The following is a 14,916-nucleotide window of genomic DNA, read 5'->3' as shown; positions in this document are numbered from 1 at the left end:
GGGCCGATGTTTGGAATTGACGGCACCGTGCTGGCATTCGTCGTGCTCGCCGGCCTCAGCGCCGGCGCGGTCGCCTATGCTTTTCTGTTCAACCGGATCAGCACCGAAAAGCAGGTCGGCAGGCGGCTTGAAACGATCAAGACCGCCGAGACGGATGGTGCCGTCGTCAAGGCTTCGCGCGATCGCGTGGCGGAAGCGGCCAAGCGGCGCAAATCGGTTCAGGATTCACTGAAGGACCTCGAACAGAAGCACAAAACCAGCCAGAGCCTTGCCAAAAAGCCGCCTCTGAAGGCCCAGATCCGTCAGGCGGGCATGAAGGTCTCGCTCGAGCGCTTCTATCTCTACTCGGCGGTTTGCGGCGTCGTCCTGACGTTTCTCGCCTATTTCGCCGGTGCGCCTTTGTATGTCTTGCCGGGTGCGCTGCTGGTCGGTGGCCTCGGGCTGCCACGCTGGTTCGTTTCGTTTAGCCGCGCCCGCCGGGTCAAGGCGTTCCTCAACGAATTTCCGAACGCGCTCGACATCATCGTACGTGCGGTCAAATCCGGCCTGCCGCTGAACGACGCCGTCCGCCTGATCGCCAATGAATCGCCCGAACCGGTCAAGACCGAGTTCCGCCGCATCATCGATTCGCAGCAGATGGGCCTGTCGATCCCCGACGCCAGCATTCGCATGGCCGAGACGATGCCGTGCACCGAGGCGAGCTTCTTTGGCATCGTCATCCAGATCCAGTCCCAGGCCGGCGGCAATCTGTCCGAGGCTCTAGGCAATCTTTCGCGCGTGCTTCGCGACCGCAAGAAGATGAAGGCAAAGGTCCAGGCGCTGTCGATGGAAGCGAAGGCGTCAGCGGTGATCATCGGCGCGTTGCCCTTCGTCGTCGCCTGTCTCGTCTACCTGACAAGCCCGAACTACATCATGCCTTTGTTCACCACCAGCGTCGGCAATCTGATCCTCGGCTGCTCCGCGGTCTGGATGTCGATCGGCATCCTGGTGATGCGCAAGATGATGAACTTCGAGGTTTAGGATTTCGAGCGCATGACCGAGAACGTCGTCAAAACCCTTACCGATCCGGCATTTCTGATTGCCCTGCTGGTCGGCATTGCGGTGTTTGCCACCGTGTTCACGCTGCTGCCTGCCTTTGGCGGAAACCAGCTCAAGGCGCGCATGAAATCGGTGGCGCTGGAGCGCGACGAACTGCGCGCCAAGCAGCGTGCGCGGCTTGCCCTCGATGCCGATCGCCGCCGCAAGGGCCTGCGCGAGCAACAGTCGATCGGCATGCGCAATATTGTCGACCGGCTGGACCTCAGGCGCGCCCTGGCCGATGAAGGCACCTTGCAGAAACTCAAGGTGGCTGGCTTCCGCGGGCAGAATCCGTTGACGCGTTTCCTTTTCTTCCGTCTGATCCTGCCCTTTGTCGGCTTTGCCCTGGCTGCGATCTATCTGTTCGTGCTCGGCGGGTTGCCGGAGCAGCCGCCTCTCATCAAGTTGTTCGTCTGTATCGTCGTCGCCTATGCCGGTTTTTACGCGCCGGTGCTCTATGTCAACAACCGCGCCACCAAGCGCAAGCAGTCGATCCAGATGGCGTGGCCGGACGCGCTCGATCTGATGCTGATCTGCGTCGAATCCGGCATGTCGGTGGAGGCCGCGTTTCGTAAGGTCGCCGACGAGATCGGCGCGCAGTCGGTGGCGCTTGCCGAAGAGTTCATCCTGACCAATGCCGAGCTTTCCTATTTGCAGGAACGCAAGCAGGCCTACGAGAACCTTGCAAGCCGCACCGGCCTGGAATCGGTCAAGTCGGTGTCGCAGGCGCTGGTCCAGGCCGAGCGCTACGGCACGCCGGTGGCGCACGCACTGCGCGTGCTTGCCGGCGAAAGCCGCGACATGCGTATGAACGCCGCCGAGAAGAAGGCCGCGGCCTTGCCGCCGAAGCTCACCGTGCCGATGATCCTGTTCTTCCTGCCGGTGCTGTTCGCCATCATCCTGGGTCCCGCCGGCATCCAGGTCAGCGAGCGCGGCATTTTCGGCGACCAGCCGTCATCGAGCAGCCAATAGCCAGGCGGCCTCTGCACAGGGGATCGTTACCTCGGAGCACTGCTGCGGTGCAGAACCTTTGATGGCGGAGCGAGGCGCCCCCCTCTGTCCTGCCGGACATCTCCCCCTCTAGGGGGAGATTGGCTGTCCCTTCCGGTTTCGCCAATCTTCATCGTGGCAGAGTTGACGAGGCCGAGAAACTGCCAATCTCCCCCCTTGAGGGGGAGATGTCCGGCAGGACAGAGGGGGGTGCACCGCGCAAATTGCCATCACAAGGTTCTGCACCGCAGCAACGCTCCGAGGTAACGGCATGTCGCCGGTTCGCGCCGGGACGAGCCGCGGTCAGTTGGTGGCGGGCTTTGTCTTGTCCTGGTCCTTGAGCTGGCTCCAGGCGTTCTGCTGGGCGAGCATCTGGCGAAGGTAAGTCACGTTCGCCTGCGCCTGTTCGGGCGACAGCTCCTGCGAGGCGATCTTCTCGGCCTCGTCGAAGCGGCCCTGCAGGCCGACGACCAGCGCCAGGTTCTGGCGGACGCGGCTGTCGGCATTCGGCTGCTGGGCGGCCGAGCGCATATAGGTTTCAGCCATGCGCAGGTCACCTTCCAGCACATAGGACATGCCGAGATTGGAAAGGATCGAAGGTTCGTTCGGCTTGAGGTCAAGCGCCTTGCGGTAATTCTGGCGCGCCTCGTCTCTCTGGCCAAGCTGGTCGAGAATAGCGGCTTCCGCCGACACCAGCTTCCAGTCGGGATATTCCGGTGTCTGCGCGCGGCGCACCGCATCGAGCGCCGGCTCGAACTGCCCGTTGGCGGCAAGTGCCTTGCCATAGGCGGCGAGCACGTCGCGGTCCTTCGGCAGCGCGATCGCCAGTTTGCGCATCACGGCGAGCGACTGGTCGGCGTCGCCATCCATTTGCAGCGCCGCGGCGTAATTCGTCGCGATCCGCTTGTCGTTGGGGTTCTTGGCGTAGGACTGACCCAGCGCGATCGTCGCCTTGTGCAACTCGCCGGCCGACATGGTTTCCAACGGTTTGCCGCTGGGGCGTCCGATCGAGCCGGTCGTCAGCTTGCTGGTCCCGCAGCCTGCAACGCTGGCCGCGAGTGCTATTATGAACGCCGTGGTGATCAGCCGCTTCCCCGTGGCGTTCATGCGGTTGGTCGGCATCTGCACCAGGGCCTCCATTCGTCAAATTGGCTTTTACGTGGCCATCTTCCCTCCCGCAGAAATATTCTGTTAACCCTAACGGATCGTTAAAACGCGCCGACTCGGAAGCCGGAGACCGTCGAATGCCAGTCGAACTCATCGAGAGAGAACTGAAGACCACGCTGCCGGTTCATCTGGTGGCGAAGGATAGACTGGATGCGGCAGGGCTTGCCTCCTCCTCGCTCGCCTGGGCCAGGGCCAACGGCTTTTCCGGTCAGGCCGGGAGGACGCTGATCCTGCCCGGCGAAAACGGCGGGCTTGCCGGCGCCCTGTTCGGCACGGGCGACGGCGAAGGCGCGCTTGCCATTGGCGCGCTGGCGAGAGCCTTGCCCGCAGGCGACTGGCATTTCGCCTCCACGCTGACCGAGCCGGAAATCGCGGCCATCGCGTTGGCGCTCGGCGGCTATGTCTTCACCCGCTACGGCAAAAAGCCTGGCAGGACGCTGCGTTTTTCGCTGCCGCCCGGCGCTGAAGCGGCTTATGTTCGCCGCATCGCCGATGGCGTTTTCCTGACGCGCGATCTGGTCAACACGCCGACCAGCGACATGGGACCGGACGAACTGGAGAAGGCAGTTCGGACGCTGGCCGGGACGTACGACGCCGAAGTGTCGGTGACCAGGGGCGACGACCTGCTCAAGAACAATTTCCCGATGATCCATGCGGTCGGCCGCGCTTCCGTCGGCGCACCGCGGCTGATCGACATGATCTGGGGACCGGAGAACGCCCCGAAGGTGACGCTGGTCGGCAAGGGCGTCTGCTTCGACACCGGTGGACTCGACATCAAGCCGTCCTCGGGCATGCTTTTGATGAAGAAGGACATGGGTGGCGCTGCCAACGTATTGGGCCTCGCCTCGATGATCATGGCCGCCGGGCTGAAGGTCCGGCTGCGTGTGCTGATCCCGGCGGTCGAAAATTCGATTGCCGGCAACGCCTTCCGGCCCGGCGACGTGCTGGTGAGCCGCAAAGGCATCACCGTCGAGATCGGCAACACCGACGCCGAAGGACGGCTGGTGCTGGCGGACGCCCTGGCACTGGCAGACGACGACGAGCCGCAACTGCTGATCGACATGGCGACCTTGACCGGGGCTGCCCGCGTCGCGCTCGGTCCCGATCTGCCACCGTTCTACACCGGCGACGAAGCGCTGGCCTCCGACCTGGCTGCGGCCTCCGTCGCAGTCGAGGATCCACTGTGGCGCATGCCGCTGTGGAAACCCTATGCCGCAAAGCTGTCGTCGAAGATCGCCGACATCAACAATGTCACGTCAGACAGTTTCGCCGGCTCAATCACCGCGGCGCTTTTCCTCAAACGCTTCGTCGAGAAGACCGCCGCCTGGGCGCATTTCGACATCTTCGCCTGGAACCCCTCCGATCGTCCGCACGGTCTCGCCGGCGGCGAGGCGCAAGGCATCCGCGCGCTGGAAAGGGTCATCTCAAAACGCTACGCCTGACGCTGCGGTGCAGGGCATTCTCGTGACTGAAACGGAACCGAAACAATTTGCCGTCATTCTGGCCGGATGTCGATTTCGATGCGCCCGAGTCAGGCCTTGCGACTGTGGCAGCAGGTGATGCTGTACCAGGTGCGCGACGATGCGCCGGACCTCACCATGCGCCAGACGGCGATCCTGTTCACGATCTATCTCGATCCACCGCCGCATACGGTGCGCGGCCTCGCCGCCCGGCTCAATGTCACCAAGCCGGTGATCACCCGGGCGCTCGACACGATGGGCGCAATGAAGCTGGTTTCGCGCCATCGCGATGAGCTCGACAAGCGCAACGTGCTGGTCAAGCGAACCGTAGAAGGTGCTCTCTTTGTCGAGCGCTTCGGCGATGTTATCATTGCCAGAGCCCAGGAATTGCCGATCTAGAGCAGGATTCCGAACCGCAGGTCAGCGAAGCAAAGCAGCACCGTTTCGGAAGGGGTCATGCTCCAACACCAAGCCAGAGCCGAGTTGCCGATTTGACCGCCAGGGATGCCCGCCTTCACGCCTTCCGTTCCGATCTCGCCGATGCCAGGCTGGAAGGCGAGGTCGCCGCCGATCGCTTCGTCGCCGGGCGGCCAGCGCGGATCTCAGCCACAGTGGCCGATCTCCGCAAGGCTCCGCGGCCGGATGCCGGCATCAACACGCAAGCCCTGTTCGGCGACGACGTCCTCGTCTTCGAAGATACCGAAGGCTGGGCCTGGATCCAGTCGGAGCGCGACGGCTATGTCGGCTATGTCGCCGACACCGTGCTGGGGGGACGGGACCATGCGCCCACCCATGTCGTCACGGTGCCGCGCACCTTCCTCTATCCGGGACCGGATTTGCGGGTTCCGCTGAGCGGGCAACTGTCGATGGGATCGGCGGTGACGGTAACCGGCGCAGCCGAAACGCGCGGCACGCATTATGCGCTGCTGCCGTCCGGCGAGGCTGTCATATCAGGCCATCTCAGGCCTCTGGGAGAGCCGGCTGCCGACTATGTCGCGGTCGCGGAGGCTTTTCTCGGCACGCCCTATCTGTGGGGCGGCGCCTCCGGCTTCGGCATCGATTGCTCCGGCCTCGTGCAACTGGCGATGCACATGGCCGGCAGGCAAGTGCTGCGCGATTCCGACATGCAGGCGGCGACCATCGGCGAGCCGCTCGACCCGGGTCCGGATCTTGCCGGGTTGCGGCGCGGCGACCTGGTGTTCTGGAAAGGCCATGTCGCTGTCATGACCGACCCGGAAACGATGATCCACGCCAACGGCCACACCATGCTGGTCTCGCGTGAAGGGTTCAGGCGAGCCCTCGCCCGCATCGGCTATCTCTATGGCGGTCCGACAGGGTTTAGGCGGCCGTAGCGCAAGCGCTTTTCCTTCTCTAATCACCAACGTTGCAGGATTGGCGGCCAAAGCGAAGCTGCCGATCTCCCCCCAAGTGGGGGAGATGTCCGGCAGGACAGAGGGGGGCGCCGTAGAGCCCCAACCTCAATACGGACCGAGCACTGACCAAATGCCTCACACGCCATTGCCTCCGCGAAATCGCGCAAATGCCAAATCGATGCGCAAAGCCATGACCGACGGCGAACTGAAGCTTGGAACGAGCTTCGCGCGCATCGGCTGATGGGGCTTGGCTTCCGCCGACAATTTCCGATCGCTGGTTACATCCTCGACTTCGCTTGCCCGGACAAGAAGCTCGTCGTCGAAGTCGATGGTTCGCAGCGTGCCGAAGCCAATACAGGCGACGAGGCGAGGACAAAGCGTCTGGAACGGGATGGCTGGACCATCCTGCGCTTCTGGAACGACGACGTCATTCGCGACATCGACAATGTCTGCCAGCATATTGTCATCGAGGCGGGGCTCGCCGGTGCGACTTGATACGCCGGCGCGAGGCGCCCCCCTCTGTCCTGCCGGACATCTCCCCCACAAGGGGGGAGATTGGCAGTTTCGCTCTGGCCGCCAATCCTGCAACGTTGGTGATTAGCGGAAGCAGACAAGACAGCCAATCTCCCCCTTGTGGGGGAGATGGCCGGCAGGCCAGAGGGGGGCGCAGTAGAGCGCCCACCTCACTTGCGACCGAAGCCGCGCACGATCACCTTTTGTTCCGATTCTGCTTGGCGATTGCGCGGCGCCGCGCTACCTCTGGCGGGTGACAGAGCAGCCGCGCCTCGCCGAACAGAATGCCGCCGTGCACTTGCCCGAGCCATTCCTCAAATGGTTCGCGCAAAGAGGCTGGTCGCCGCGCGCCCACCAGATCGAATTGCTGGCGACTGCCCAGGCCGGGCAATCGGTTCTGCTGATCGCGCCGACCGGCGCCGGCAAGACGCTGGCCGGGTTTATGCCTTCACTGACCGAGCTGGCCCGGAGGCCGGGGAGAAAGCCGGGACAGGCGCGTCGCGGCATCCACACGCTCTACATCTCGCCGCTGAAAGCGCTGGCCGTCGACATCGAGCGCAATCTCGGCAAGCCGGTGGAAGAGATCGGTCTGTCCGTCACCATCGAGACGCGCACCGGCGACACGCCCGCGCACAAGCGCCAGCGCCAAAAGCGGGCCCCGCCCGAAATCCTCCTGACCACGCCCGAGCAACTGGCGCTGCTGATTGCTGCGCCCGACGCCAGGCGCTTCTTCGAGGATCTGCGCTATGTCGTGCTCGACGAACTGCATTCCTTGGTGACGTCGAAGCGCGGGCATCTCCTGTCGCTCGGGCTGGCTCGGCTGCGATCCTTTGTTCCCAGCTTGCAGACGATCGGCCTGTCGGCGACGGTCGCCGAGCCGGACGAATTGCGGCGCTGGCTGGTCAGCCAGAATCCACCCGGCGGCATGGCCGAATTGATCGTCGTCACCGGCGGCGCCAAGCCTGACATCTCCATCCTCGACTCGGAACAGCACGTGCCGTGGGCCGGACATTCGGCCCGCTACGCGACACCGGAGATCTATAGCGAGATCAAGCGACACAAGACGACCCTGCTGTTCGTCAACACGCGCAGCCAGGCCGAGCTGTTGTTCCAGGAATTGTGGCGGGTCAACGAGGACACTTTGCCGATCGCGCTGCATCACGGCTCGCTCGATGTCGCCCAGCGCCGGCGCGTCGAAAAAGCCATGGGCGAGAATGCCTTGCGTGCCATCGTCGCCACGTCGACGCTCGACCTCGGCATCGACTGGGGCGATGTCGACCTGGTCGTGCATGTCGGCGCACCGAAGGGTGCGAGCCGGCTGGCGCAGCGCATCGGCCGCGCCAACCACCGCATGGATGAGCCGTCGAAGGCGATCCTGATTCCGGCCAACCGCTTCGAGGTGCTGGAATGCCGGGCGGCGCTCGACGCCAATTACCTCGGCGCCCAGGACACGCCGCCGCTGGTCAATGGCGGGCTCGATGTGCTGGCGCAGCATGTCCTGGGTTGCGCCTGCGGCGCGCCTTTTCATGCCGATGCGCTGTTCGAGGAGGTGCGAACCGCCGCGCCCTATGCCGAACTCGACCGGCCGACGTTCGATCGTGTCGTCGACTTCGTCGCCACCGGCGGATATGCGCTGAAGAACTACGAGCGCTACGCTCGCATCCGCCTGAACAAGGACGGGCTGTGGCGCGTCTCCAATCCTCGCATCGCCCAGCAGTACCGGCTGAATGTCGGCACCATCATCGAGGTGCCGGCGCTCAACGTGCGTTATGTCAAGGCCGGCAGCAAAGGCTCTGCCTCGCGCGGCGGTCGGGTTCTCGGCAAGATCGAGGAGGCGTTCCTCGAAACGCTGACGCATGGCGATACCTTCATGTTCGCCGGCAAGGTGCTTCGCTTCGAGGGCATCCGCGACAATGAGTGCTTCGTGTCGAATGCGCCCGGCAGTGACGCCAAGGTGCCCTATTATGGCGGCGGCAAATTCCCGCTTTCGACTTACCTCGCCGAACAGGTCCGCATCATGCTGGACGACCCGCAGCGCTGGAAGAAGCTGCCGGAACAGGTCGCCGACTGGCTGCGCTTCCAGGCCGACAAATCGGTGCTGCCGAAGCGCGACGACCTGCTGATCGAGACCTTTCCGCGCGGCAACCGCTACTATCTGGTGGCCTACCCGTTCGAGGGCAGGCTGGCGCACCAGACGCTTGGCATGCTGCTCACCCGCCGCCTCGACCGGGCGGGAGCCAGGCCGCTCGGCTTCGTCGCCACCGACTATGCGCTTGCCATCTGGTCGCTGGCCGATATGGGCAGGATGTTCCGGGCGAAGAAACCGTCGCTGGCCGCGCTTTTCGACCAGGACATGCTGGGCGACGATCTCGAAGCCTGGCTGGCCGGCAGCTGGCTCTTGAAGCGCACCTTTCGCAATTGCGCGCTCATTTCCGGACTGATCGAAAAGCGTCATCCGGGCCAGGAGAAGAGCGGCCGCCAGGTCACCGTCTCGACCGACCTCATCTACGACGTCCTGCGCAGCCATGAGCCCGACCACATCCTGCTGCAGGCGACGCGTGCCGACGCGGCCACGGGTCTGCTGGATGTCAGCAGACTTGCCGAGATGCTCTCGCGTATCAAGGGACGAATCGTGCATAAAGACCTCGAGCAGATTTCGCCGCTCGCCGTGCCGATCATGCTCGAGATCGGCAAGATGCCGGTGCATGGCGAGGCCGATGATACGCTGCTGATGGATGCGGCAACGCTGGTCGAGGAGGCCATGGGGACGAAATGACATTCGCACTCGCCATGACGGCGCTCCTGGCGGATGCCGATGCTATCGGCATCGCCGGCGAGCGTGCGATCTGCGATCGGCGCGGCGTGCTTTATTTTCCCGAGCTTCGGCTTCTGACCGTGTCCGACCTGCATCTGGAAAAGGGCTCGTCGCTGGCACGGCGCGGTACATTGATCCCGCCTTATGATACCGGTGCGACGTTACTGCGGTTGCAGGCGGTGATTGCCGATTATCAGCCGGCGATCGTCATCAGCCTCGGCGACAGCTTTCATGACGGCGGCGGCGCCGCGCGCATGCATGCGAGCTTTCGCGAACGGCTGGAAGCGCTGATGGCCGGTCGCGACTGGTTCTGGGTTGCCGGCAATCATGACCCGAATGCGCCGGCCGACCTGCCCGGCGAGACGGTGCGCGAGCTGGCCATAGGCTCTCTCGTATTCCGGCACGAGCCTTCGGCGGTGAGAGTGGAAGGCGAGGTATCAGGTCATCTGCACCCTTGCGCCCGCATCGTGCAGCAGGGCCGCTCGGTGCGACGGCGCTGCTTTGCCGGCGACGGCGGCCGCATGATCATGCCGGCCTTCGGCGCCTATACCGGCTCGCTCAATGTGCTCGACCGCGCCTATGCCGGGCTGTTCCGCCGCGAGACGCTGATGGCCTATATGCTCGGCACCGAGCGCATTTTTGCGATTTCCCACGCGATGCTGCGGCCGGGCTGAGCTGCTCTACCTGCCGTAGTAGAGGGTGACGGTGTGTTTCGCTTCGGCGAAGAACAGCCAGCGTTCGACCAGCATGCCGGCGAATTGGGCTGATGTGGCGAGTGCCGACAGCACCGCCGCATAGGGCCATGGCAAGGCGAACGCGGCAATCAGCAGCAAGACGGGCAGAGCGAAGGCCAGCACTTGCGTGATCTGGCGCAGCCGCGCCTTGTGCTTGCGGGCGATGCGAAAGCCCATCTCCTTGAGCAGGTAGTTTTCTTCGGTGTGCGGCCATTCCAGCGACCGCACCGTACCGCCGGCAAGTCCGGTCGCGGTGTTGGCGTTGGTCGGGATTTCCAGCCTGTCATTGTAGCGCCAATTTGCCAGCTTCCAGCCCCAGCCGAGCAAGGTCAGCAGCACGCAACCTGTCAGAACGATAGTCGAGCCGAGGGCGAAGCCCTGCAGCAGCGCGTTGAGAAGCACGCTGCCGCTCATCGCCGAAAAGATCAGGTAGCTGGGCAAAGTGAAGCGGCTGTGCCACTGGGCGATCGGCTTCAGCGAGGCATAGATCATGCCGGTGGTGCAGACGGTGGCGACCGCGCCGACCGCAGCCAGCAGCCCGGCGACGGCCACCCAGCCGTTTGTGCGGCCGAGGAACAGCCAGCCGAAGGCCAACAATCCCGCCGGCACGAAGGTCGCGACCGAGGCAACGCCTTCGCGCGACAGCCATGAGCTGCGCCATTGCGAGAATGCTCTCCAGGCGCGTTCTGGTCGGCCGAGATGGCCGGCCGACGACAGCAGGCCGGCCGAGATCAGGCCGAGAGCCAGCCCCATGCCGACGACGCCGAGCCAGAAGTCAGGCGGGACAAATCCTTGTCCGGCCAGCACGCCGAGCAGCGCGAGCAGGCCGTAACCGGCGCCCGTGGCAGTGGTGAAGAAGACGACGGAGAAGGCTGGATGCATGAGGCTGGTTGCTGGTCAGTGCGAAAGCATGCGGTCGACCCAGCCGAGGAAGCCGCCTTCGGCCTGCACCGGTTCGAGTCTCGGCGCCGGCACCGATGCAGCGCGCGGCGTATGGGCGCGCGGCGGCAGATATTTGTTGGTCGGGTGATAGCCGAGTTCGGGCATCAGGTCGACGCCGCCGCGTTCGGCCACCAGTTGCGAGATCGCCGATGCCGGGTCGCCGAGATCGCCAAAGTGCCGCGCGCTGGTTGGACAGGCGGCGACGCAGGCCGGCACGCGGTCTTCTTCCGCCAGATTGTCGTTGTAGATGCGGTCGACGCACAGCGTGCACTTCTTCATCACGCCGACATCGGTATCGAACTCACGCGCGCCATAGGGGCAGGCCCAGCTGCACAATTTGCAGCCGATGCACTTGTCTTCGTCGACCAGCACGATGCCGTCCGAGGCCCGTTTGTAGGAGGCGCCGGTCGGGCAGACGGTGACGCAGGCCGGTGTCTCGCAATGCAGGCAGGAGCGTGGGAAATTGACCGTGCGCCCACCCATCTCCGTCATGTGCTCATAGCTGTGCACGCGGTTGAACCAGACCCCGTCGGCATCGCCGCCATAGGGATCGATGTCGGTCAGCGGCGCCATGTGACCGCCGGTGTTCCATTCCTTGCAGGCGGTAACGCAGGCTTGGCAACCGACGCAGGTGTCGAGGTCGATGACCAGGCCGAGCTTCTTGTCGGTATGGGCGGGAAGGCAGGTCATGATCTGGAAGCCTCTCTTGCCCGGCGGAATTCAGCGCCGAAACTGAGCTTGTCGGGCGAGGGCTCGAAATGCGGTGGCTGCCGGAAGCGCTCGAACTGCGGCTCAGTGAAGCCGGCTTCTTCAGCCGCGCATTTGACGATGCGGACGCGCAGGTCGAACCATGCCGCCTGGCCGGTCACCGGATCGGAATTCGAGTAGCGCTTGCCGTTCGCATCGGCAGAAGTCTGGTCGCCGATGATATGGTTGAGCAGAAAGGCGCGGTTGGATTCGGCCGCATCGTCCTTCAGCCCCCAGCTGCCGCGCCGCTTGCCGATCGCGTTCCAGGTCCACACCGTGTCGGCGTTGACCCCGTCGACCAGCTTGATCTGTCCCTTGACCCTGCCGTTGATGCTCTCGATCCAAACCCAGTCGTCATCGGCAAGCCCGAGGCCGGCGGCGGTTTGGCTGTGCACGAACAGCCGGTTCTGGCTGGTGATCTGTCTGAGCCAGGCGTTCTGCGAGCCCCAGGAATGATACATGTGCATCGGCCGCTGCGTCAGCGCATGCAGAGGGTATTTCTCAACGTCGACAACCGTCTCCTCGAAGGGCGTGTACCAGAACGGCAACGGGTCCATATAGGTTTCGATGCGGCTGCGCTCCGCCTCTGGCGGCAGCACCCTGCCATGGCCGCGCGCGGCGAGGCGAAACCGCTGCATCGGCTCGGAATAGAGCTGGAACACGATCGGCTCGGCCTTCGGGATGAAACCCATGGTCTCGGCAAACTCGAGGTAGGATCGGTTGGCCATCTTGTAGTAGCGCTGGTCGTCGGCAAAATCGTGGTGCCAGAAGCCGCCATTGTCGATGTAGCGCTGAAGCTGGTCGGGATTGGCATCGCCCTTGCCGATCAAAATTCCGTCCTTGCCGCGCCAGCCGGCGAGCGGGCCGATGCCTGGCCTGCGCTCATGATTGACGATGTAATCGGCATAGTCGCGGTATTTGGCCGAGCCGTCGTCGGCGACGAAGCCGGGCAGGCCGAGCCGCGCGCCGAGCTCGATCAGCACCGTCTGGAACGCCCGCACGTCGCGGTCCGGCTCGACAACCGGATGACGGATGGCGTCACCCGGTCCATCGGCGTGGCTGATCGGCCGGTCGAGCAGGCTGATGCAGTCATGACGCTCGAGATAGGTGGTGTCGGGAAGCACGAGATCGGCGAACGGCACGGTCTCGGAATAATAGGCGTCGGAATAGATGATGAACGGGATCCTGTACTCGCCTGACGCATCCATGTCGGTCAGCATCGCCATCGTCTCGACGGTATTCATCGACGAGTTCCAGGCCATGTTGGACATGTACATGAACAGCGTATCGATCCTGTAGGGGTCGCCGGCCCAGGCGTTACGGATGACCGTGTGCATGAGCCCGTGTGCTGCCAGCGGCGCATCCCAGGAATAGGCCTTGTCGATACGGATCGGCGTGCCGACGTCATCGACCAGCAGATCGTCCGGGCCGCAGACGAAACCGAGCGGCATGCCTTCGAGCGGCGTCATCGGCCTGACGTCCTTGCCCGCCGGCCTCGGCCCCGGCGGCGCCGACCGCGGATAAGGCGGCTTGAAGCGAAACCCGCCGGGCACGTCCACCGTACCCAGGAGTACTTGCAGCAGGTGGATGGCGCGGCAGGTGTGAAAACCGTTCGAATGCGCCGAGATGCCGCGCATCGCGTGCATCGACACCGGCCGGCCCTTGATCGTCTCGTGCCGGCGGCCGGCCCAGTCGGTCCACGCCACCGGCAGTTCGATCGCCTGCTCGAAGGCGACATGCGCCAGTTCGGCGGCGATGCGGCGGATGGTGTCGGCGGTAACGCCGCAGCGTTCGGCGACCGCATCGGGAGAATAACTCTCGTGCAGGTACCGGTCTGCGATAAGCTGGAAGACCGGTACGCAGCGGCGGCCATCGACCTGGAAGTTGCCGGTCAGCGCCGGCTTTGCGTCGGTATCGGTGGCGCTGACGGAGACTTTGGCCAGCCTGTCCCAGGCCAGCGGATTGCCGCCGCTGTCGCGTGCGAACAGCCCGTCATCTGCTGCACCCGGCTCCTGGATGACGAGGACATGGGCGTTGGTGTAGCGCAGCAAGTAATCGAGATCGACGCGGCCGGCCTTCAGCAGTTCATGGATGAGAGCAAACACGAACAGGCCGTCGGTGCCGGGCCGGATGCCGATCCAGTCATCGGCAATGGCGTTGTAGCCGGTGCGGCATGGATTGATCGAGACCACCTTGGCGCCGCGCGCCTTGAGCTTGCCGAGACCGATCTTGATCGGGTTGGAATCATGGTCCTCGGCGACGCCGAACAGCATGAAGTACCTGGTGTTGTCCCAGTCGGGTTCGCCGAACTCCCAGAACGAGCCGCCGATCGTATAGAGCCCGCCGGCCGCCATGTTGACCGAGCAGAAGCCGCCATGGGCGGCGAAATTCGGCGTGCCGAACTGGCTCGCCCACCAGCCGGTCAACGATTGCGACTGGTCGCGCCCGGTGAAGAAGGCGAGTTTCTTTGGGTCGGTGCGGCGGATTTTCGAAAGCCGTTCCGTCGCGATCGAGAAGGCCTCCCCCCACTCGATCTCGCGAAACTCTCCCGAGCCGCGCGGACCGCTGCGCAGCAATGGTTTCTTCAACCTGGCCGGACTGTAGTGCTGCATGATGCCGGCGCTGCCTTTGCCGCACAGCACGCCGCGATTGACCGGATGGTCCTTGTTGCCGTTGATGTAGCGGACCTTGCCGTCCTTGATGTGGACGTCGATACCGCAGCGGCAGGCGCACATGTAGCAGGTGGTCTTGGCGATGCTGTCGGAGACATCAGGCGAGGTATCGACGCCATCACCCTCGTCGGGCGCGCGGGTGTCGGCAAGCGACCGTTGGGACGGTGCGGAATTGGCGCCGCGCAGCGGTCCGTGGTTCATGATTCGGCGCTTTTGCGGTCTGCGAATTTGGCTCTCGTCTTCGGCCCGGGGCCGCGCATATAGTGTTCTTCCGGATGATAACGGTCGCCGGCAAGCCGACGCCGCAGGCCGCGGGTCCAATGGGCAAACAAGGATTTGAACCGCCCGATCACTTTTCTACCCGTTCCAGGTTGGCCGCGATTTTTTTCCAACACCGGCGGGAAAATTAGAACAAAGCAACCGATC

11 protein-coding genes and 1 pseudogene are annotated in these 14,916 nt (G+C 64.1%); 8 read left to right on the top strand and 4 right to left on the bottom strand.

Going from position 1 to position 14,916, the window contains the following annotated elements; translation table 11 throughout:
• Positions 1–6: 6 nt before the first annotated feature.
• Positions 7–1,020: a type II secretion system F family protein gene (locus AC0L3D_RS04555; protein ID WP_128169877.1), complete on the top strand. Its 1,014-nt coding sequence runs from the start codon at positions 7–9 to the stop codon at positions 1,018–1,020.
• 12 nt (positions 1,021–1,032) lie between these two features.
• Positions 1,033–2,049 carry a type II secretion system F family protein gene (locus tag AC0L3D_RS04550; protein ID WP_128169878.1) on the top strand — a complete coding sequence of 339 codons (1,017 nt, stop codon included), beginning with the start codon at positions 1,033–1,035 and terminating at the stop codon, positions 2,047–2,049.
• A gap of 321 nt (positions 2,050–2,370) precedes the next feature.
• Here AC0L3D_RS04550 and AC0L3D_RS04545 read toward each other — a convergent pair whose 3' ends face one another.
• Positions 2,371–3,189: a tetratricopeptide repeat protein gene (locus AC0L3D_RS04545; RefSeq protein WP_473630273.1), complete on the bottom strand. Its 819-nt coding sequence runs from the start codon at positions 3,187–3,189 to the stop codon at positions 2,371–2,373.
• A 122-nt stretch (positions 3,190–3,311) separates the two neighbouring features.
• Between AC0L3D_RS04545 and AC0L3D_RS04540 the strand changes: the two genes are divergently transcribed.
• The 6 genes and pseudogenes from AC0L3D_RS04540 (at position 3,312) to pdeM (ending at position 10,069) form a co-directional block, all read left to right on the top strand.
• A complete protein-coding gene (locus AC0L3D_RS04540; RefSeq protein ID WP_473643247.1) occupies positions 3,312–4,676 on the top strand; it encodes a leucyl aminopeptidase family protein in 1,365 nt (454 codons plus the stop codon).
• Positions 4,677–4,742: 66 nt separating this feature from the next.
• On the top strand, positions 4,743–5,093 hold the full coding sequence (locus AC0L3D_RS04535; protein WP_023802155.1) for a MarR family winged helix-turn-helix transcriptional regulator: 351 nt from the start codon (positions 4,743–4,745) through the stop codon (positions 5,091–5,093).
• A gap of 92 nt (positions 5,094–5,185) precedes the next feature.
• Positions 5,186–6,046, top strand: coding sequence for a C40 family peptidase (locus AC0L3D_RS04530; RefSeq protein ID WP_473630256.1), 861 nt, complete (start codon positions 5,186–5,188; stop codon positions 6,044–6,046).
• Positions 6,047–6,197: 151 nt separating this feature from the next.
• A pseudogene (locus AC0L3D_RS04525) lies at positions 6,198–6,562 on the top strand (endonuclease domain-containing protein).
• Between the two features lie 271 nt (positions 6,563–6,833).
• Positions 6,834–9,356, top strand: coding sequence for a ligase-associated DNA damage response DEXH box helicase (locus AC0L3D_RS04520; RefSeq protein ID WP_473630257.1), 2,523 nt, complete (start codon positions 6,834–6,836; stop codon positions 9,354–9,356).
• Entirely contained in the window at positions 9,353–10,069 is a 717-nt protein-coding gene (gene pdeM / locus AC0L3D_RS04515) for a ligase-associated DNA damage response endonuclease PdeM (RefSeq protein ID WP_473630258.1), read from the top strand. The genes AC0L3D_RS04520 and pdeM overlap by 4 nt, the downstream gene beginning before the upstream one ends.
• Positions 10,070–10,075: 6 nt before the next feature.
• Here pdeM and AC0L3D_RS04510 read toward each other — a convergent pair whose 3' ends face one another.
• The 3 genes from AC0L3D_RS04510 to AC0L3D_RS04500 are packed head-to-tail and all read right to left on the bottom strand — an operon-like array spanning position 10,076 to position 14,691.
• Complete coding sequence (locus AC0L3D_RS04510) at positions 10,076–11,011, bottom strand: dimethyl sulfoxide reductase anchor subunit family protein (protein ID WP_473643245.1); 936 nt, start codon at positions 11,009–11,011, stop codon at positions 10,076–10,078.
• A 15-nt stretch (positions 11,012–11,026) separates the two neighbouring features.
• Positions 11,027–11,761, bottom strand: a complete 735-nt coding sequence (locus AC0L3D_RS04505) for a 4Fe-4S dicluster domain-containing protein (RefSeq protein WP_128169882.1) — start codon at positions 11,759–11,761, stop codon at positions 11,027–11,029.
• Positions 11,758–14,691, bottom strand: coding sequence for a molybdopterin oxidoreductase family protein (locus tag AC0L3D_RS04500; RefSeq protein ID WP_473643243.1), 2,934 nt, complete (start codon positions 14,689–14,691; stop codon positions 11,758–11,760). Before AC0L3D_RS04500 ends, AC0L3D_RS04505 begins: the two co-directional genes overlap by 4 nt.
• Positions 14,692–14,916 lie beyond the last annotated feature (225 nt).

The organism is Mesorhizobium sp. WSM4837 (assembly GCF_055811435.1).
This window is presented reverse-complemented; position numbering and strand designations above follow the sequence as displayed.

Excerpts from the sequence above, each read along its gene's own strand:
- AC0L3D_RS04555 (WP_128169877.1), top strand. The coding sequence starts at position 7 with ATGTTTGGAATTGACGGCACCGTGCTGGCATTCGTCGTGCTCGCCGGC.
- AC0L3D_RS04550 (WP_128169878.1), top strand. The coding sequence starts at position 1,033 with ATGACCGAGAACGTCGTCAAAACCCTTACCGATCCGGCATTTCTGATT.
- AC0L3D_RS04545 (WP_473630273.1), bottom strand. The coding sequence starts at position 3,189 with ATGCCGACCAACCGCATGAACGCCACGGGGAAGCGGCTGATCACCACG.
- AC0L3D_RS04540 (WP_473643247.1), top strand. The coding sequence starts at position 3,312 with ATGCCAGTCGAACTCATCGAGAGAGAACTGAAGACCACGCTGCCGGTT.
- AC0L3D_RS04535 (WP_023802155.1), top strand. The coding sequence starts at position 4,743 with ATGTCGATTTCGATGCGCCCGAGTCAGGCCTTGCGACTGTGGCAGCAG.
- pdeM (WP_473630258.1), top strand. The coding sequence starts at position 9,353 with ATGACATTCGCACTCGCCATGACGGCGCTCCTGGCGGATGCCGATGCT.
- AC0L3D_RS04510 (WP_473643245.1), bottom strand. The coding sequence starts at position 11,011 with ATGCATCCAGCCTTCTCCGTCGTCTTCTTCACCACTGCCACGGGCGCC.
- AC0L3D_RS04505 (WP_128169882.1), bottom strand. The coding sequence starts at position 11,761 with ATGACCTGCCTTCCCGCCCATACCGACAAGAAGCTCGGCCTGGTCATC.
- AC0L3D_RS04500 (WP_473643243.1), bottom strand. The coding sequence starts at position 14,691 with ATGAACCACGGACCGCTGCGCGGCGCCAATTCCGCACCGTCCCAACGG.